Genomic DNA, 17,046 nt, shown 5'->3' with positions numbered 1-17,046 from the left:
GGCCCCTGCCGGCCTCGGTTGCGCCAGCAGGGCCAAGCGGGCATAATGCGCGGCTCGCTGTGTCCAAAAACCTTTGGATCGGCGGCCGGGAACACGTCATCCGGCCCGCCCTCGACAGCGTAACCCTTTGATTCTCATGACGTGTGGCGGGAAACCGCCGAGGCCGCCGTCGCCCGGGCTATGGGCTGACAACTACTTTTATCGAGGTGCGCAATGTCCCGCGTATGCCAAGTTTCCGGCAAGCGAGTGCAGACGGGTAACAACGTCTCGCACGCCAACAACAAGACCCGTCGTCGTTTCCTGCCCAACCTGCACGAGCGCCGCTTCTGGGTTGCCAGCGAAAACCGCTGGGTCAAGCTTCGTGTTTCCGCGCATGCCCTGCGCACCATCGACAAGAACGGTATCGACTCCGTTCTGGCTGAGCTGCGTTCGCGCGGCGAAAAGGTCTGAGGAGTAAACGATCATGGCAGGCAAGCGCGATAAGATCCGTCTGATTTCGACGGCCAACACTGGCCACTTCTACACGACGGACAAGAACAAGAAGAACACCCCCGGGAAGATGGAATTCCTGAAGTACGATCCGGTCGTGCGCAAGCACGTCCTGTACAAGGAAGGCAAGATCAAGTAATCCGCAAGGATCCTTGAGCTTCCCGACGAAAAACCCGCCCTCGTGGCGGGTTTTTCCGTTTCAGCCCGCGCGGCGATGACCGTCGTTGACCGCTACGCCGGTCACCCCGGCCGCACAGCAGCCCATGGCAGAATGGGGTTCCCTCCCGACGGGCGACGCGATGCTGTTCGAGTGGCTGCTGGGTTCGTGGTTGTTGATGCTGGATTGGCTGATCCGGCTGGCCGCGCTGTTCTGGATTCCCAGCCGCACCACGCCCGGTGCCGCACGCAGCTGGCTGCTGCTGGTCGGCTTCGTGCCGCTGCTCGGGCTGCCGCTGTATCTGCTGTTCGGCCACCCCTGGCTGTCGCGTCAGCGCGTGCAGCGCCAGGCCGAGGCCTCGCAGGTGATCCGCGAGGAACAGGCCCTGCAGCCGCCACTGCGCTGGACGCCCGCGCCGGATACCGCCACCGCCGAGATCGTGCCGCTGATCGAGCGCCAGGGCGATTTCATGCCCATCCACGGTAATGCGGTGGATCTGCTCAACGACTATGACGCCTCGCTGCAGGCGCTGATCGAAGACATCGACCAGGCGCGCGATCGCGTGCACCTGCTGTACTACCTGATGTTTGACGATGCCGTCGGCGAGGCCATCGTGCAGGCGCTGCAGCGCGCCGCGGCGCGTGGCGTGCACTGCCGGTTGCTGCTGGATGCGGTCGGCGCCAAGCGCGGGCTGCGCCACTATCGCCACCGGCTGCAGGCCATCGGCGTGGACGTGCGCGCGATGCTGCCCGGTGGCCTGCGCTGGCGCCGCAGTGGCCGCATGGACCTGCGCAACCACCGCAAGATCGCGGTGATCGACAACCGGGTCGGCTACATCGGCTCGCAGAACCTGGCGCGCGCGCAGTTCGTCGCCGGCTTCCCGAACAAGGAACTGGTCGCGCGCGTGCGCGGGCCGGTGGTTGCCCATCTGGAGGCGGTGTTCGCCAGCGACTGGTACATGGAAACCGGGCAGCGCCTGGATGTGCTGACCGCGGTGCCGGTGTGCTCGGCCGATGTGCCGACCCAGCTGCTGCCCAGTGGCCCGGCGTACCCCTTCAGCAACGCGCGCGATGCGGTCAACGCGCTGATCCATCTGGCGCGCCGGCGGATCGTGCTGGTCACGCCGTACTTCGTGCCCGACGAAGCGACCCTGAGCGCGCTGCGCATCGCCGCGCTGTCCGGCGTGCAGGTGCAGCTGATCCTGTCGGCCAGCACCAACCAGCGGCTGACCTCGTGGGCGCAGGAGGCCTACTACGACGAGCTGCTGCGTAGCGGCGTGCGCATCGCGCTGTACGAGCCGAACTTCCTGCACGCCAAGCACCTGACCGTCGATGAAGACATCGCGCTGGTCGGCTCGATCAACCTGGACATCCGCTCGTTCGCGCTCAACGCCGAGATCGGCATGCTCTGCTACGACGCCGGCATGGTGCGGCAGTTGGCGCAGATCGAAGCAGACTATCTCGAACAGTCGCGCCCGCTGGATCTGGCGACATGGCGCCAACGGCCGGCATGGAAGCGCAGCCGCGAAGGCATCGCACGGCTGGCCGATGCCTTGATGTAGCCCGCTGTGACGCACGTGGACGGCCGGTCCACGTGCATCGCCTACAATCGGTGCATGACTGCGTCCGATACCCACTGCCAGTGTGATCTGGCCATCGTCGGCGGCGGCGCTGCCGGCGTCCTCGTCGCACTGCAGGCCCTGCGCCATGCACAGCGGCCGTCACGCATCGTGCTGTTCGAGCCGGCCTCGGTGCTGGCTGAAGGCATCGCCTACGCCACGCCGTGGCCCGAGCATCTGCTCAACGTACCGGCCGGCAAGATGAGCGGGCTGCCGGATCAGCCCGCGGATTTCCTCGATTACCTGATCGACAGCCAGGCGATTGCCGGGGTACCGCGCGAGCTGCTGGCCGACCAGTTCGTGCCGCGCCGCCATTACGCCGCGTACCTGCGCGAGCGCCTGGAGCAGGCGCGCGAGCGCAGCGTGGCGGTGCTGGAGGTGGTCGAACAGCCGGTGTTCGCGTTGGCGCCCACTGCACAGGGCGTGCAGCTGCGGCTCGACGATGAGGTGACGTGGAACGCCCAGCGCGTGGTGCTGGCGTGTGGCAACAGCATGCGCCCGTTGCCGGTGCCCGGTGCCGAGGCACTGCCGCCCGCGCAGGTGGTGGAGGCCTGGGATTACGATGGTGTGCGGGTGCTGGCCGGCGATGACGATCTGGCCATCATCGGCTCCGGCCTGAGCATGGCCGACAGCGTGGTGGCCCTGGCCGCCGCCGGTCACCGTGGGCGCATTTTCGTGCTGTCGCGCCACGCGCTGCTGCCCTTGCCGCACGCGCACGGCGCAGCTGTCACGTTCGATCCGCAGCCGCTGTTGGCGATGCCGCTGCGCCAGCGCGTCCGCGAACTGCGTGGGCAGGCCCGCACGGCAGTGGCGCAGGGCATCCCCTGGCAGAGCGTGATGGACCGGATCCGGCCCATGGGGCAGGCGCTGTGGTTGAGCTTGAACGAGGCCGACCAGCGCCGTTTCCTGCGCCACGTGGTGCGCTATTGGGACGTGCACCGTCATCGTATCGCCGAATCGGTGCACGCCCAGGTGGCCGAACTGGAGCGCAGCGGCCAGCTGCAGCGCCACCGCGCCCGGCTGGACACGCTGCTGGTGCAGGAAAGCGGGCTGCAGCTGCACGGCCGCAGTCCGAACGGTGGCCTGCCGCCGCTGACCGTGGGCGCGGTGATCAATGCCACCGGGGTGGAGACGCGCGCGCTGTCCATGCGCAATCCGCTGATCCAGCAGCTGCTGGCGGACGGGCATGCCCGCCCGGGCCCGCATGGCCTGGGCCTGGATACCACGGTGGAGGAGGGCGGCCTGATCGATGGCCATGGCCAGCCGCAGCCCGCGATCCGTGTGGTCGGCAGCCTGCGCATCGGCACGCTGTGGGAGAGCCTGGCGATCCCGGAGCTGCGCGTGCAGGCCGAACAGGCCGCGCGCGGCTGAACCCGTTCGATCCGGCCGCCGGGTAACGGCCCGGAGCGACCCGCCCGAGGGTAAAATGGGGACATGGATGTTTCCCACTTGCTCGACGGGTTGAACCCCGCCCAGCGCGAAGCTGTGTCCGCCCCGCCCGGCCACCATCTGGTGCTTGCCGGTGCCGGTTCCGGCAAGACCCGCGTGCTTATCCACCGCATCGCCTGGCTCAACGAAGTCTGCGGCGTGCCGACCCATGGCATTTTTGCGGTGACCTTCACCAACAAGGCCGCCGGCGAGATGCGTCACCGCATCGACCTGCAGCTGTCGCAGGGTAGCCGCGGCGCCTGGATCGGCACCTTCCACGGTCTGGCCCATCGCCTGCTGCGCCTGCACTTCCAGGACGCCAAGCTGCCCGACAGCTTCCAGGTGATGGATTCGGACGACCAGCTGCGGCTGGTCAAGCGCGTGGTCCAGCAGCTGGAGATCGACGACGGCAAGTTCCCGCCGAAGCAGATCGCCTGGTGGATCAACGAGCAGAAGGACGAGGGTCGCCGCCCGCAGCACATCCAGCCCGAGCCGCATGACGCGTGGCTGGAAACCATGCGCCAGGCCTATGCGGCCTACCAGGAGCGCTGCGATCGTGCCGGCCTGGTCGATTTCGCCGAGCTGCTGCTGCGCGCGCATGAGCTGCTGCGCGACAACCCGGCGCTGCTGGCCCACTACCGCTCGCGTTTCCGCGAGATCCTGGTGGATGAGTTCCAGGACACCAACGCCATCCAGTACGCCTTCGTGCGCGTGCTGGCCGGCGAGACCGGCCACGTGTTCGTGGTCGGCGACGACGACCAGGCCATCTATGGCTGGCGCGGCGCCAAGGTCGAGAACGTCCAGCGCTTCCTGAAGGATTTCCCGGGTGCGCAGACCGTGCGCCTGGAGCAGAACTACCGCTCCACCGCCAACATCCTCGGCGCGGCCAATGCGGTGATCGCGCACAACCCGGACCGCATCGGCAAGGAGTTGTGGACCGACAGCGGCGACGGTGATCCGATCGATCTGTACGCGGCCTACAACGAAATGGACGAGGCGCGTTACGTGGTCGAACGCGCGCGCCAGTGGGTGCGCGATGGTGGCAGCTACGGCGATGTTGCCGTGCTCTACCGCAGCAATGCACAGTCGCGTGCCTTCGAAGAAGCGCTGCTGTCCGAGCAGGTGCCGTACCGCGTGTATGGCGGCATGCGCTTCTTCGAGCGCGCCGAAATCAAGGACGCGCTGGCGTACCTGCGGTTGATGACCAACCGCAACGATGACGCTGCCTTCGAGCGCGCGGTCAACACGCCGACGCGTGGCATCGGCGACCGCACCCTGGATGAAGTGCGCCGGTTGGCGCGCGCCCACGCGATTTCGCTGTGGGAAGCCACCATGCTCACCACCCAGGGCAATGCGCTGGCCGCACGCGCACGCAATGCGCTGGCCGGCTTCCTGGTGCTGGTCAATCAGCTCCAGGCCGAAGCGGACACGATGACCCTGGCCGAACGCATCGACCACGTGCTGATGCGCTCGGGCCTGCGTGAGCACTGGTCCAAGGAAAGCCGCAACGCGCTGGATTCGGAATCGCGCGCGGACAACCTGGACGAACTGGTTTCGGTGGCCTCGCGCTTCGTGCGTCGCGAGGATGATGTCGAAGAAACCCAGGACATGAGCGAGCTGGTCGCCTTCCTCGCCTACGCCTCGCTGGAGGCTGGCGAAGGCCAGGCCCAGGCCGGCGAAGAGGGGGTGCAGTTGATGACGCTGCACGCCGCCAAGGGGTTGGAGTTCCCGCTGGTGTTCCTGGCCGGCATGGAAGACGGCCTGTTCCCGAGCGCGCGCTCGCTGGAAGAAAGCGGCCGGCTGGAAGAAGAGCGGCGCCTGGCTTACGTGGGCATCACCCGCGCGCGCCAGAAGCTGGTGCTCTGCTACGCCGAATCGCGCCGCATCCATGGCCAGGACAACTACAACGTGCCCTCGCGCTTCCTGCGCGAGATCCCGCGCGAGCTGGTGAACGAAGTGCGCCCCAAGGTGCAGGTCTCGCGCGGCACCTCACTCGGCGCCAACCGGGTGATGGGCCACGCCGCGCTGGAAGCACCGCCGCTCAAGCTGGGCGCGATGGTCAACCATCCCAAATTCGGCGAAGGCATGGTCACCGACTACGAAGGCAGCGGCCAGCACGCCCGCGTGCAGGTCGAATTCATCGAGGCCGGCAGCAAGTGGCTGGTGATGGCGTATGCCAATCTGACGGTGCTCTGAGCAACGGCCGTCATCCAGCAGTGCCGGCCGCTGGCCGGCTGCTCTTTGCCGCGGCGTTGTCGCGAGCCGGCCAGCGGCCGGCACTACAATGGCGCCATCCTTTTCGAACAGGCCCCCGCCATGACCGATGCGCCGCTGCACCTCACCGTCAAATTGAACGCCAAGCTCCAGCCCGAGCATCGCCATGAGCTGTTCGAAGATCCACTGGATGCGCTGCTGGGCAGTGCCGAGCTGGGCGAGATCACCGGCGGTGGCACTGCGCTGACGGAAGACGGTGAAGTGGACTACGGCGATATCGAGGTCGCGTTGAACGATCCGGCGTCGCTGCCCGGCGTGATCGAACTGCTGGAGCAGCTGGGCGCGCCGAAGGGCTCACTGATCCAGCGCGAAGGCGCCCCCGATCAGCCGTTCGGCGTCACCGAAGGCTTGGCGTTGTATCTCAACGGCACCGATCTGCCCGATGAGGTCTACGAACAGTGTGATTCGAACTATGTGTTCGAACAGATCGTCGAGCGCATCGAAGGCCACGGCGAGATCTGCAGCTGGTGGCAGGGCCCGACCGAGACGGCGCTGTATCTGTATGGCGCCTCGTTCGACACCCTGCACGCGCGCATCGCCGATCTGCTGGCGAGCTACCCGCTGTGCCAAGGTGCACGCGTGGTGCGTACCGCCTGATCAGCAGTCCGGCGCGTGGCCTGCTGCATAGCGCAGGCCACGGCGCAGCTGCGCCCGCACAGCCGGATTGGCGTACACCGCAGCATCATGGCCCAGCCCGGTGTACCAGCTGCGGCCGCCATCGAAGGGCCGGCACCAGGCGATGGGATGATCGGCGCCCATGGTGCCGCCGTCGTAGCGCGCTTCGTCCACCGTCGCGATGACCTGCACCATCCCACGCGGATTGCGCCGGTAATTGTAGAGCTCATCGCGGAGTGGCCACGCCGGGCCTGACGGTTTGCCGTCACGCTCGGGCTGCACCCGCGTGTCCTGCAGACCCTCCGGGTGCTTGTGGAACCACGCGCCGACCAGTTCGCCGTACCACGGCCAGTCGTATTCGGTGTCGGCCGCGGCGTGCACGCCCATGAAACCGCCACCGTTGCGGATGAACTGCTCCATCGCAGCCTGTTGCGTGGCGTCGAGTACATCGCCGGTGGTATTGGCGAAGATCACGGCGCGGTAGCGGGCGAGGTTGTCGGGGCGGAAATCCCGGGGATCGTCGCTCGGGTCCGCCGTCATGCCGGCCTCGGCACTCAGCTCGCGCAGCGCCGCCACGGCCACAGGAATCGAGTCGTGGTGGAACTTGGCGGTGCGGCTGAAGATCAGGACGCGGTCCGGACCCGGCGCGGCGGCAAGGCCGGGTAGCGGCAGCAGGGCCAGCGAGCACAGCAGAGCGATGAGCAGAGGGCGCATGCGTGAAGTCTGTCATGGGCGGTGCTGGTCTCCGTCCTGCGCTGCAGCACACAGGCATCCCAGGCAGCGCATGCCTGCGCTATCCGCATTGCGGTCGGCCAGAGCGCCTCGCTTCATCCCCGATCGCCCCAGACTCATCCCGGATTTCACCCAGTTCGTCGCGTACCGCTTGTCCGTCCCCGGGCCGGCGCCCAGAGTCTGCCCCTGTCCGCTGGGAGCGCACTCGTGAACAAGGGAATTCCGTATCTGCTTGCTGCACTGGTCCTGCTGACATGGTCGGCAGGCTGGGCCGAGCCGGTGCTGGCCCTGGTCCACAACGCGCAGACCTGCCTGGCCGACGGTGGCGACTTCGATCTGCTGCGCCTGCGCTGCCAGCCGCAGCCCAGTGTGGTGTGCATCGGCCAGGCGACGCTGTGGTTCTGGCTGAGCGGCCTCGTCTTCGCCGTGGTCGCATTGCTGGGCACGCGCTGCAAGGCGCGCTGACAGGCGGACGGCCAACCGGCATCATCAGCCTCTGTCTGAAGGAGGCCGCATGGGTCAGAGCGAAAAGGAAAAGATGCTGTCCGGGAAGCTGTACCGCCCGGGCGACCCGGCGCTGCAGGCCGACATGGCCGCCGCCAAGGTCTGGATGGTCCGTTACAACGCCGCCCTGGCCGAAAGCCCGGCCGTGCGCCGCGCGCTGTTGCGCGAGCAGTTGGGCGCAGTCGGCGAGGGCGCGGTGATCCGGCCGCCGTTCCACTGCGACTACGGCTACAACATCCGCTTGGGGCAGGGCGTGTTCCTCAACTACAACTGCGTGATCCTGGATGTCGCCGAGGTCAGCATCGGCGATGGCACCCAGATCGGTCCGGCGGTCCAGATCTATGCCGCCGACCATCCGCGCGATCCGCAGGCGCGGGCGGAAGGCCTGGAGTCGGCCAGGCCGGTGCGGATCGGGCGCAATGTCTGGATCGGCGGCGGCGCGATCGTGCTGCCCGGCGTCACCATTGGTGATGACGCGGTGGTGGGTGCGGGCAGCGTGGTGACCCGCGATGTACCCGCCGGTGCGACCGTGGTCGGCAACCCGGCGCGGGCGGTGCCTGCGCGCGCCCACGGCGATTGATCCAGCTCAAGGCACCGCGTCCACATCGGGTGTGCAATGGTGATGTTCCCATTGCCCACCCCGAGGAGCTCTGCCATGTACAAGCGCATCCTGATTGCCACCGATGGTTCGGAGCTGGCCGAAAAAGGCCTGGCCAAGGGCCTGGAGCTGGCCAAGGACCTCAATGCCGAGGTCGATATCGTGACCGTCTCCGAGCCGTGGGCGGTCGGCATGTACGACGCCATGGGCTGGAGCGTGGGCTACATGAACACGCCCGAGTACAAGGCCGACCGCGAAGAAACCGCGCAGAAGGTGCTGCAGCCGGCCCAGGCCGCCGCGCAGGCGCAGGGGCTGCGGGCTACCACCGTGCACGTGCTCGACCGCTATGCCGCCGACGGCATCATCGATACCGCTACTGAACGCGGCAGCGATCTTATCGTGATGACCTCGCATGGTCGCCGTGGCGTCACCCGCGTGCTGCTGGGCAGCCAGACCGCCGAAGTGCTCGCGCGCAGCACGGTACCGGTGCTGGTCATCCGGTAATGGGAAAGCGGTAGTGCCCACCGCTGGCCGCCGCCTCGGGGTCCCGCTGCAAGCGCAGCCGCCCAGCGGCCGGCACTACCCATCCGCCGCGCAGCGTGGGCGTCAGATCAATCGCGCAGCTTCAACGTCTGCGACTCATCCAGTGTGCCATCGGGCTGCAGCACCACGTAACGCTCGCCCGTCCGGTCGAACAACACCGGGATCGGATCGCGGAACAGGGGGCGGCGCACGAAGCGCAGCTGCCAGCCGAAATGCTCCAGCGTTTCCACCGCCTGCCGCTGCTCTGCGGTGAGGCCGGCGCGCAGTGCAGCCGGATTCGGATCGTGGCGGCGTTCGGGTGTGGTCATCGAGCGGGGGCGAGCAGGGATGGGGTCCATCGCCCAACCGGCCCCGTGCAGTCACGGGGCGGCAGAGCGGTCAACGCCCGCAATCACCAGCTGTAGAGCTTCCAGTAGACCGGCGAGACGCCGTCCTTGTCGCTGTCCATCCGGCCATCGCCGTTCTGGTCGTACATGTAGAACGGGGCACCGCGCGACGGGGTCACCTTGACCATCCGCAGCTGGCCGCCGACCCGGTATTCCTCGATGGTGTCGCCGTTGTCCTGGACCGTCTTGACCACGTCGGCACCGGTGACATCGACCGGGGGCCTGCCGCCACCACCGGTGGCACAGCCAGCCAGCGCGAGCACGCCTGCGAGCAACAGAATCTTCATGGGCCGGGAGTCCTTGGGCGAAGAGGGCCTGATTATGCCCGATGGATCGTGAGGCCGGTGCCGACGACGGTCAGGGCCGGGCGCGTAGAATCGTCCCATGAGCCGATTAGTCCTGATTGACGGGTCCAGTTACCTGTATCGCGCGTTCCACGCGCTTCCGCCGCTGACCAACGCACACGGTGAACCCACCGGTGCGTTGTTCGGTGTGGTCAACATGCTGCGCGCCACCCTGAAGGAGCGCCCCGAGTACGTCGCCTTCGTGGTCGATGCGCCCGGCAAGACCTTCCGTGACGACCTGTATGCCGACTACAAGGCCAACCGCCCGCCGATGCCTGACGACCTGCGCCCGCAGATCGAGCCGATGTGCCGCATCGTCGAAGCGCTGGGCCTGAGCATCCTGCGCATCCCCGGCGTGGAAGCCGATGATGTGATCGGCACGCTGGCCCTGCAGGGCCATCGCGATGGCCTGCAGGTCACCATCTCCACCGGCGACAAGGACTTCGCCCAGCTGGTCCGCCCGGGTATCGAACTGGTCAACACGATGACCGGCAGCCGCATGGATTCGGACGCGGCGGTGATGGAGAAGTTCGGCGTGCGTGCCGATCAGATCGTCGACCTGCTGGCACTGATGGGCGACGCCGTGGACAACGTGCCCGGCGTGGAGAAGTGCGGCCCCAAGACCGCCGCCAAGTGGCTGGCCGAATACCAGCACCTGGATGGCGTGATCGCCGCGGCCCCGACCATGAAGGGCAAGATCGGCGAGAACCTGCGCGCGGCGCTGGAGCGCCTGCCGCTCAACCGCGAGCTGGTCACGATCCGCACCGACGTACCGCTGGAGGTAACGCCGCAGACGCTGCCGCTGCGTGAGCCGGACGTGCCGTCGCTGAGCGAACTGTACCTGCGTTACGGCTTCACCCAGGCCCTCAAGGAGCTGGGTGGCCCCGTGCCGGCCCCGGCCGCTGCCAGCGATGCCCCGGTCAGCCTGCGTGGCACCGCGGCCGGCTACGCCCGCGCCACGGCCGATGAGGCGGTGGTGCCGGTCGATCCGGCGCTCTCCGCTCCGGGCGAGTACGAGATGGTGCTGACCACCGAACAGCTCGATGCCTGGGTACAGCGCCTGGCCGAAGCCGATCTGATTTCCTTCGATACCGAGACCGACGCGCTGGACGCCATGCGCGCCAACCTGGTCGGCATCAGCCTGGCGGTCGAGCAGGGCCGGGCCGCCTATATTCCGGTCGGCCACGATTACCCGGGCGCGCCGGCCCAGCTGCCGCGCGAGCAGGTGCTGGCAGCGCTGCGCCCTGCCCTGGAAGACCCCACCAAGAAAAAACTGGGCCAGCACGGCAAGTACGACCTGCACGTGCTGCGCCGCCATGGCGTGAACCTGCAGGGGTACCACGACGACACCATGCTGGAGAGCTTCGTGCTCAATTCCACCGCCACGCGCCATGACATGGACTCGCTGGCGATGCGCTACCTGGGTTACACCACGATCAAGTTCGAGGAGGTGGCCGGCAAGGGTGCCAAGCAGATCTCGTTCTCGCAGGTCGGGCTGGACGAAGCCTGCCGCTACGCCGCCGAAGATGCCGACGTGACCCTGCGCCTGCACCACGCGCTGCAGCCGCAGCTGCAGGCCACGCCCTCGCTGGACAGCGTCTACCGCGACATCGAAATGCCGCTGGTGCCGGTCCTGACCCGGATCGAAGCCAATGGCGTGCATATCGACATGGCCGAGCTGCGCCGGCAGAGCCAGGACCTGGGCGCGCGCATGCTGGCCGCCCAGCAGAAGGCCACCGAGTTGGCCGGGCGCACCTTCAACCTGGATTCGCCCAAGCAGCTGCAGGCCGTGCTGTTCGACGAGCTCCAGCTGCCAGCGCTGGTGAAGACTCCCAAGGGCCAGCCCAGCACCAATGAAGAGGCGCTGGAGGCGATCGCCGAGCAGCACGAACTGCCGCGGGTGATCCTGGAATACCGCGGGCTGGCCAAGCTGCGCAGCACCTACACCGACAAGCTGCCGGAGATGATCAACCAGGACACCGGGCGGGTACACACCAGCTACCACCAGTCCGGCGCCGCGACCGGCCGGCTGTCCTCGTCCGATCCGAACCTGCAGAACATCCCGATCCGTACAGAGGACGGCCGCCGCATCCGCCGCGCCTTCGTGGCCCCGCCGGGCCGCAAGATCCTGGCCTGCGATTACTCGCAGATCGAGCTGCGGATCATGGCGCACCTCTCCGAGGATCCGGGCCTGGTGCGGGCCTTCGAGCAGGGCGTGGACGTGCACCGGGCGACCGCGGCCGAAGTCTTCAGCCGTCCCCTGGACGAGGTCACCTCCAACGAGCGCCGAGCCGCCAAAGCGATCAACTTCGGCCTGATGTACGGCATGAGCGCGTTCGGGCTGGCCCGCAACCTGGGCATCGACCGCGGCCAGGCGCAGGATTACGTGGCGCTGTACTTCAGCCGCTACCCCGGCGTGCGTGATTTCATGGAGCGGATGCGCCAGCAGGCCCGTGACCAGGGCTACGTGGAGACCCTGTTCGGCCGCCGCCTGTACCTGAACGACATCAACGCCCGCAACCAGGGCCTGCGTGCCGGTGCTGAACGCGCCGCGATCAACGCCCCCATGCAGGGCACCGCAGCAGACATCATCAAGCGCGCCATGGTGAAGGTGGACAGCTGGCTCCAGGACCATGGCGACCAGGCCAAGATGATTCTGCAGGTGCACGATGAACTGGTCTTTGAAACCGAAAGCAGTTTCCTCGATACCTTGCGTTTGAAAGTCGTGGAGTTGATGTCTTCAGCGGCCGAACTGCGTGTGCCCTTGGTGGTTGACGCTGGCGTCGGGGATAACTGGGACGAGGCACATTGAGGCCTGAATCACAGTCAAAAGGCTGAATTGGTTCAGTGCGACACGATAATCTGACTGTTGGATGAATGTTTCTGGGAAGAGGCCCGGATTAATTGGGCCCCTTCACGAACTATCAATGTTCGGAGTGTTTTGATAGACCTCGACAGGCGCAATGCCTGTTGTGGATCTCTCCCATCCCCTGGAGCAGATCTCGGAACGGGGGCTCCTCCCCAAGCGCCCGTTCCCCGGCCCCGCTAACCTCCCCCTGGTTGGCGGGGCTTTTTATTTGTGGCGCCGAAAAGCCCCCTTCGCCGTCGCGCGGCCATTGCCTCGCGCCGGGTGCCGGCCCATGCTGACCGGACCAGTCCGGGGAGAGGCAATGAGCGACCTGTTTGCATTGGCCATGCCGTGGTGGGAATTCATCCTGCGCGCGGTGGTGGTGTACGCGGTAGTACTGGGCATGGTCCGGCTGTCCGGCAAGCGGGCGCTGGGCCAGATCACCCCGTTCGATGTGTTGCTGATCGTGCTGCTCGGCAACGCGGTGCAGAACGCGCTGCTCGGCGAAGACACCTCCCTGGGCGGCGGCCTGCTGCTGGCGGCGACCCTGATCTCGATCAACTACGGCGTGGGCTGGCTCAGCACGCGCAGCCGGCGCGTGGAAACGCTGGTCGAAGGCGAGCCGATCCTGATCGCGCGCGATGGCAAGGTGCTCGATTCGGTGCTCAAGCGTGAACTGGTCACCCCGGCCGATCTGGACGCGGCGATGCGGCAGCAGGGCTGCCTGTCCATCGACGACGTCGCGTTGGCGGTGCTGGAGATCAACGGACACATCACGATCGTGCCGAAGAAATAACCGTTAGAGCCAGTCGCGTGGGACCAGGTAATCGGCCAAACGCGCCTCATCACTGCCGGCGTCGGGCTGGAAGCCGTACTCCCAGCGCACGCGCGGCGGCAGGCTCATCAGGATGCTTTCGCTGCGCCCGCCACTCTGCAGCCCGAACAGGGTGCCGCGGTCGTAGACCAGATTGAATTCGACATAGCGGCCGCGCCGGTACAGCTGGAATTCGCGCTCGCGCTCGCCGTACGGCGTGTCCTTGCGGCGCTCGACCAGCGGCAGATAGGCGTCCAGGAAACCATCGCCGACCGCGCGGAGATAGGCGAAATCACGCTCGAAATCGCCATGCAGGTCGTCGAAGAACAGCCCGCCCACGCCACGCGTCTCGTTGCGGTGGCGCAGGAGGAAATACTCATCGCACCAGCGCTTGTGCGCGGCATAGCGCTCTTCGCCGAACGGCGCGCACAGATCGTGCGCGACCTGGTGCCAGTACCGTACGTCTTCGTCGATCGGGTAGAACGGGGTGAGGTCGAAGCCACCGCCGAACCAGGATGCCACTGCCACGCCATCGCGCTCGGCGCGGAAGTAACGCACGTTGGCATGCGTGGTTGGCAGATAGGGATTGGCGGGGTGGAACACCAGCGAGACGCCGGTGGCGCGCCAGGAAGCCCCGGCCAGCTCCGGCCGGTTCGCCGAGGCCGATGGCGGCAGGCGCGTGCCAGCCACATCGGAGAACCCGATCCCGGCCTGCTCGAACACGGCGCCGTCGCGCAGGATGCGGGTGCGGCCACCGCCGCCCTCCGCGCGCTGCCAGAGATCCTCGGCAAAGCGGGCCTGGCCGTCGGCCGTTTCGATCGCCGCACAGATGCGGTCCTGCAGGTCGGTCAGATACGCGCGGACGCGGTCGAAGTCGTTCATGGCGCTACTTTACCGCAGGCCGGTGCTCGGCCTGCGTGTGCTCACGTGCGCTCAGTGGCCGCCCTTGCGGTTGCTGTTCTTGCTGTGCTTTGTCGTGGCCGGCGCCTCGGCTGGCGCCTCGGCATCGTCGTCGGCCTCGGCCTCGGCGGCCATGCGCTGGGCGATCTGCTCCAGCCCGGCGCTGACCTGCATCAGGCCCCAGTTGCGGGTCGCGTGCACATCGCAGGCCACGTGGGTGCCGTTGCCGTCCTTCGCGCAGAGCGCGGCCATCTGCTCGGGCAGCGCCTCGTCACCGGTGTGCTCGTAGACGGTGGCCAGGTTCTCGCAGCCTTCGCGTACGCCGGCGGTGCACAGCGTCATGTAGAACGGCGCCGCCTCGGCCCAGCGATTGCGCAGCGCCAGATGGTGACCGGCGGCATTGCAGCCCTGCAGTTTGCCGGCCGCACAGCACGCCTGCGCACCGCCCTCGCGGCCCAGGGTCGGGCAATCCTGGGGCAGCGGGGTCTCGACGAAGACCACTGGCGCACTGCACTGCTGTGCCTCGCCGGTGCGCTCGTAATAGCTGTAGCGGTTCCAGCTGTCCATGCCGATCAGGTTGCCGTTGACCAGGCGCTTGAACACGAAATCGTCGCCCTGGTCGTGGCGCACACGGATGTCGCCATCGACCAGCCGCGCGCGCAGCTTGCCGCCGAAGCCGCTGTCGATCATGCCGCCATCGCCGAACGGCAGATGGTCCATCAGGCCCTGGCCGGCCACGTAGCTGCCGCAGGGCAGGGCGGTGGCGGCTACCGGGGTCAGGGCCTTGGCATCCAGCCCGGCCAGCGGCGCCGCACGCTCACAGGCGCGCGGATCCTTGCCGAGCGTGCAGGCCCGCTGCAGGGCATCGCGTGCCGGGATCAGGCGGCCAGCGTCCCACAACGCCTCGGCGGCGTTGGCACAGAACGTGCCGCCGGTCTGCGTCCGGCACAGGGTGGTGATCTCATCGAGCTGCGCGGCTGGCAGTGGTGAGGCATCGGCGGCGCCGAGGCCGCCGAGCAGCGCCTTGGCAAAGGCCTGCCCCATGGCGTCACGCGCGGCCTCCAGGCAGGCGGCCTGGTCGTACTGGACGGAGTCGGGCTTGCAGACCGCCGGGGCGTCCCTGTCCGGGCCTTCATCCTGCGTGGCGGCCAGCGTCCTGGCCTCGCGCGCTTCGGACTGGAAATTGGCGAGCAGACGCTTGCAGGCCGCCGGCACCTCCTCACTGCACCACTGCCGCAGGCGGTCGTTGCTGGCAAACAGCATGTCGTGCAGGCAGCTGCCGATCTCGGCCCGGCACGACCCGGCCGGAAACACCGCCGCTGGCCGGCAGCGGGCCGCCTTCTGCAGGCGGTACGTGTTGAAGCGGTCGCTGAGCCGCCGACCGCTGTCGGCCAGGGTCAGCGAGCCGACGCCACCGTTGTCCAGGTCGGCCAGCTTCAGCTCGTCGCCCAGGCGGCTGAGCAGGTACGGCTCGGGTGCCTGCCCGGGAATCTGCCGGGCGCCCTCGTTCGCACTGTGCAGGGTCAACGTGGTGCCGCTGTCTTCGGAGGCGAACGTGCCGCACACCATGGCCTGCGTGGCGGCGACCGCCGGCAGGCTCACCGCCGTGAGCAGGGTGAACAGGGTCGCGCGCCAGCCGTAGCGGCGCAGGAGGGGGAGGGAGACAGTCACACGATCATCCTTGCAGGTCATGCAGCGCACGGTGGCGCTGCGGGAAACGTCTCAGCGGCGGAACAGCGCACGCACATCGGCCGCGCACAGGCGCACGATCAGCCAGCCCTGGAGCACCGCGAAGGCCAGCGCGGTCATGCCGGCCACGCCGCTGCAGATCACGCGCTGCACGCGCAGCTCAGTGCGCAGCTTGAGCAGTTCGATCGACATCGTGTCATCGGGTATCTGCGCGAGCAGGTGGCCGAATGCATCATCCAGCAACCACGCCGCGATCACGTTGAGCACGGCGGTGACCGCCAGCAGCACGATGAACAGTACCCACGCCCAGCGCCAACGCCGCAGCATGCCCCAGCATGCGGCAATGCCCAGCAGGCTCGACACGCACAGCAATACGTTGGCCAGCACGGGGTGGGTGAGCAGCCAGCGCAGCGAGGCGGGCAGCCAGTGCAGGTCCTCATCGGCCAGCAGTGCCTGCAGTGCCTCCGAGCCCGACAGCGGAATGGCGATCAGCGACAGCACCGCCCACAGCGCGGCCGAGACCAGGCAGACCAGCAGCACCGACTTGAGCAATGGTGCGAGAAAGGCAGGTGCGCCATCCCCGCTGGGGGAGGGCAGGGTGGAAGGCAATTGCGGAGGAAGCGATGCTGACATCCGGTGTCCTGGTTGGGCAGGCCGCAACGTCTAGGTCGCAGCCACCGCGTTCGCGGCCGCGGGCAGGATATGGTCTGCGCTCAACGGTGCCAAGCGCAATCCATGCGGCGGGCGCAACGGCACCCAGGCCAGTTCGGCGATTTCCGCTTGGGCGTGGGGCGTACCGGTGACCGTTACCAGGTAAGCATGGGCCCGCACCCGGTGCCCGGCTTCGTGCACCGCCCAGGCCTCGAACCGGCCCAGCGACACGGCACTGCCAGGCTCCAGCGTGACCCCGAGTTCTTCGTACAGTTCACGTGCCAGGGCGACCAACGGGGCTTCGCCGGGCTCGGGTTTGCCGCCGGGTTGGATGAAGGTCTCCGAGCCCTGTTTACGCACCACCAGCACGCGGCGATCGGGGTCGAAAACGACCGCGGCGACGATATCGATCGTCGCCGCGGCGTGCTGCACGTCAGTGGGCACCGACGTCATCGC

Annotated in this window: 18 protein-coding genes; 11 read left to right on the top strand and 7 right to left on the bottom strand. The window is 67.6% G+C overall.

Annotation, left to right across the window (positions count from 1 at the left end; genetic code table 11):
* Positions 1–213: 213 nt before the first annotated feature.
* From rpmB to ACTT2I_RS17460, 6 genes are all read left to right on the top strand, one after another.
* Complete coding sequence (rpmB, locus tag ACTT2I_RS17485) at positions 214–450, top strand: 50S ribosomal protein L28 (protein WP_019185625.1); 237 nt, start codon at positions 214–216, stop codon at positions 448–450.
* 10 nt (positions 451–460) lie between these two features.
* The gene (gene rpmG, locus ACTT2I_RS17480) at positions 461–628 is read left to right on the top strand and encodes a 50S ribosomal protein L33 (protein ID WP_172407465.1); all 168 of its coding nucleotides are present in this window, start codon (positions 461–463) and stop codon (positions 626–628) included.
* A 160-nt stretch (positions 629–788) separates the two neighbouring features.
* Positions 789–2,207: a cardiolipin synthase gene (gene cls / locus ACTT2I_RS17475; protein ID WP_421099387.1), complete on the top strand. Its 1,419-nt coding sequence runs from the start codon at positions 789–791 to the stop codon at positions 2,205–2,207.
* 36 nt (positions 2,208–2,243) lie between these two features.
* Complete coding sequence (locus ACTT2I_RS17470; protein WP_421099388.1) at positions 2,244–3,635, top strand: FAD/NAD(P)-binding protein; 1,392 nt, start codon at positions 2,244–2,246, stop codon at positions 3,633–3,635.
* Positions 3,636–3,698: 63 nt separating this feature from the next.
* The gene (gene uvrD / locus ACTT2I_RS17465) at positions 3,699–5,888 is read left to right on the top strand and encodes a DNA helicase II (RefSeq protein WP_293980543.1); all 2,190 of its coding nucleotides are present in this window, start codon (positions 3,699–3,701) and stop codon (positions 5,886–5,888) included.
* Between the two features lie 120 nt (positions 5,889–6,008).
* Positions 6,009–6,563: a hypothetical protein gene (locus ACTT2I_RS17460; RefSeq protein WP_421098763.1), complete on the top strand. Its 555-nt coding sequence runs from the start codon at positions 6,009–6,011 to the stop codon at positions 6,561–6,563.
* Here the strand turns inward: ACTT2I_RS17460 and ACTT2I_RS17455 are convergent, their stop codons facing one another.
* Positions 6,564–7,295, bottom strand: a complete 732-nt coding sequence (locus ACTT2I_RS17455; protein WP_421098764.1) for a ThuA domain-containing protein — start codon at positions 7,293–7,295, stop codon at positions 6,564–6,566.
* A gap of 225 nt (positions 7,296–7,520) precedes the next feature.
* On the opposite strand from ACTT2I_RS17455, the gene ACTT2I_RS17450 reads away from it, so the two are divergent.
* From ACTT2I_RS17450 to ACTT2I_RS17440, 3 genes are all read left to right on the top strand, one after another.
* Positions 7,521–7,778: a hypothetical protein gene (locus ACTT2I_RS17450; protein ID WP_088432278.1), complete on the top strand. Its 258-nt coding sequence runs from the start codon at positions 7,521–7,523 to the stop codon at positions 7,776–7,778.
* A 49-nt stretch (positions 7,779–7,827) separates the two neighbouring features.
* A complete protein-coding gene (locus ACTT2I_RS17445; protein WP_421098765.1) occupies positions 7,828–8,397 on the top strand; it encodes a sugar O-acetyltransferase in 570 nt (189 codons plus the stop codon).
* Between the two features lie 75 nt (positions 8,398–8,472).
* A complete protein-coding gene (locus tag ACTT2I_RS17440) occupies positions 8,473–8,919 on the top strand; it encodes a universal stress protein (RefSeq protein WP_088432276.1) in 447 nt (148 codons plus the stop codon).
* Between the two features lie 107 nt (positions 8,920–9,026).
* Here ACTT2I_RS17440 and ACTT2I_RS17435 read toward each other — a convergent pair whose 3' ends face one another.
* Together ACTT2I_RS17435 and ACTT2I_RS17430 are read right to left on the bottom strand one after the other, a co-directional pair.
* Complete coding sequence (locus ACTT2I_RS17435; RefSeq protein ID WP_293984468.1) at positions 9,027–9,266, bottom strand: hypothetical protein; 240 nt, start codon at positions 9,264–9,266, stop codon at positions 9,027–9,029.
* 83 nt (positions 9,267–9,349) lie between these two features.
* Entirely contained in the window at positions 9,350–9,631 is a 282-nt protein-coding gene (locus ACTT2I_RS17430) for a DUF2782 domain-containing protein (RefSeq protein WP_070470027.1), read from the bottom strand.
* Positions 9,632–9,728: 97 nt separating this feature from the next.
* On the opposite strand from ACTT2I_RS17430, the gene polA reads away from it, so the two are divergent.
* Positions 9,729–12,500 (top strand): DNA polymerase I, encoded by a 2,772-nt coding sequence (gene polA, locus ACTT2I_RS17425; protein WP_443096733.1) that lies wholly within the window; start codon positions 9,729–9,731, stop codon positions 12,498–12,500.
* Between the two features lie 358 nt (positions 12,501–12,858).
* Entirely contained in the window at positions 12,859–13,332 is a 474-nt protein-coding gene (locus tag ACTT2I_RS17420; RefSeq protein WP_176987812.1) for a DUF421 domain-containing protein, read from the top strand.
* 3 nt (positions 13,333–13,335) lie between these two features.
* Here the strand turns inward: ACTT2I_RS17420 and hemF are convergent, their stop codons facing one another.
* From hemF to ACTT2I_RS17400, 4 genes are read right to left on the bottom strand one after another with little or no spacing between them, the layout of a single operon-like run.
* Positions 13,336–14,232, bottom strand: coding sequence for an oxygen-dependent coproporphyrinogen oxidase (gene hemF, locus ACTT2I_RS17415; protein WP_421098767.1), 897 nt, complete (start codon positions 14,230–14,232; stop codon positions 13,336–13,338).
* A 51-nt stretch (positions 14,233–14,283) separates the two neighbouring features.
* Positions 14,284–15,921: a hypothetical protein gene (locus ACTT2I_RS17410; RefSeq protein WP_088432327.1), complete on the bottom strand. Its 1,638-nt coding sequence runs from the start codon at positions 15,919–15,921 to the stop codon at positions 14,284–14,286.
* A gap of 51 nt (positions 15,922–15,972) precedes the next feature.
* Positions 15,973–16,572, bottom strand: coding sequence for a hypothetical protein (locus ACTT2I_RS17405; RefSeq protein ID WP_421098768.1), 600 nt, complete (start codon positions 16,570–16,572; stop codon positions 15,973–15,975).
* Between the two features lie 30 nt (positions 16,573–16,602).
* Complete coding sequence (locus ACTT2I_RS17400) at positions 16,603–17,022, bottom strand: NUDIX hydrolase (RefSeq protein ID WP_421099389.1); 420 nt, start codon at positions 17,020–17,022, stop codon at positions 16,603–16,605.
* Positions 17,023–17,046: the final 24 nt, after the last annotated feature.

The organism is Stenotrophomonas sp. PUT21, from assembly GCF_052232875.1.
Classification (GTDB): Bacteria; Pseudomonadota; Gammaproteobacteria; order Xanthomonadales; family Xanthomonadaceae; genus Stenotrophomonas; species Stenotrophomonas maltophilia_N.
The sequence above is the reverse complement of the archived record's forward strand: the minus strand, read 5'-3'. Positions and strand labels throughout refer to the sequence as shown.

What these genes read in the sequence shown, in the direction of transcription:
- polA (WP_443096733.1), top strand. Translation starts at nt 9,729, where the DNA reads ATGAGCCGATTAGTCCTGATTGACGGGTCCAGTTACCTGTATCGCGCG.
- ACTT2I_RS17435 (WP_293984468.1), bottom strand. Translation starts at nt 9,266, where the DNA reads ATGACCACACCCGAACGCCGCCACGATCCGAATCCGGCTGCACTGCGC.
- uvrD (WP_293980543.1), top strand. Translation starts at nt 3,699, where the DNA reads ATGGATGTTTCCCACTTGCTCGACGGGTTGAACCCCGCCCAGCGCGAA.
- cls (WP_421099387.1), top strand. Translation starts at nt 789, where the DNA reads ATGCTGTTCGAGTGGCTGCTGGGTTCGTGGTTGTTGATGCTGGATTGG.
- ACTT2I_RS17440 (WP_088432276.1), top strand. Translation starts at nt 8,473, where the DNA reads ATGTACAAGCGCATCCTGATTGCCACCGATGGTTCGGAGCTGGCCGAA.
- ACTT2I_RS17405 (WP_421098768.1), bottom strand. Translation starts at nt 16,572, where the DNA reads ATGTCAGCATCGCTTCCTCCGCAATTGCCTTCCACCCTGCCCTCCCCC.
- ACTT2I_RS17430 (WP_070470027.1), bottom strand. Translation starts at nt 9,631, where the DNA reads ATGAAGATTCTGTTGCTCGCAGGCGTGCTCGCGCTGGCTGGCTGTGCC.
- ACTT2I_RS17455 (WP_421098764.1), bottom strand. Translation starts at nt 7,295, where the DNA reads ATGCGCCCTCTGCTCATCGCTCTGCTGTGCTCGCTGGCCCTGCTGCCG.
- rpmB (WP_019185625.1), top strand. Translation starts at nt 214, where the DNA reads ATGTCCCGCGTATGCCAAGTTTCCGGCAAGCGAGTGCAGACGGGTAAC.
- hemF (WP_421098767.1), bottom strand. Translation starts at nt 14,232, where the DNA reads ATGAACGACTTCGACCGCGTCCGCGCGTATCTGACCGACCTGCAGGAC.
- ACTT2I_RS17420 (WP_176987812.1), top strand. Translation starts at nt 12,859, where the DNA reads ATGAGCGACCTGTTTGCATTGGCCATGCCGTGGTGGGAATTCATCCTG.
- ACTT2I_RS17460 (WP_421098763.1), top strand. Translation starts at nt 6,009, where the DNA reads ATGACCGATGCGCCGCTGCACCTCACCGTCAAATTGAACGCCAAGCTC.
- ACTT2I_RS17445 (WP_421098765.1), top strand. Translation starts at nt 7,828, where the DNA reads ATGGGTCAGAGCGAAAAGGAAAAGATGCTGTCCGGGAAGCTGTACCGC.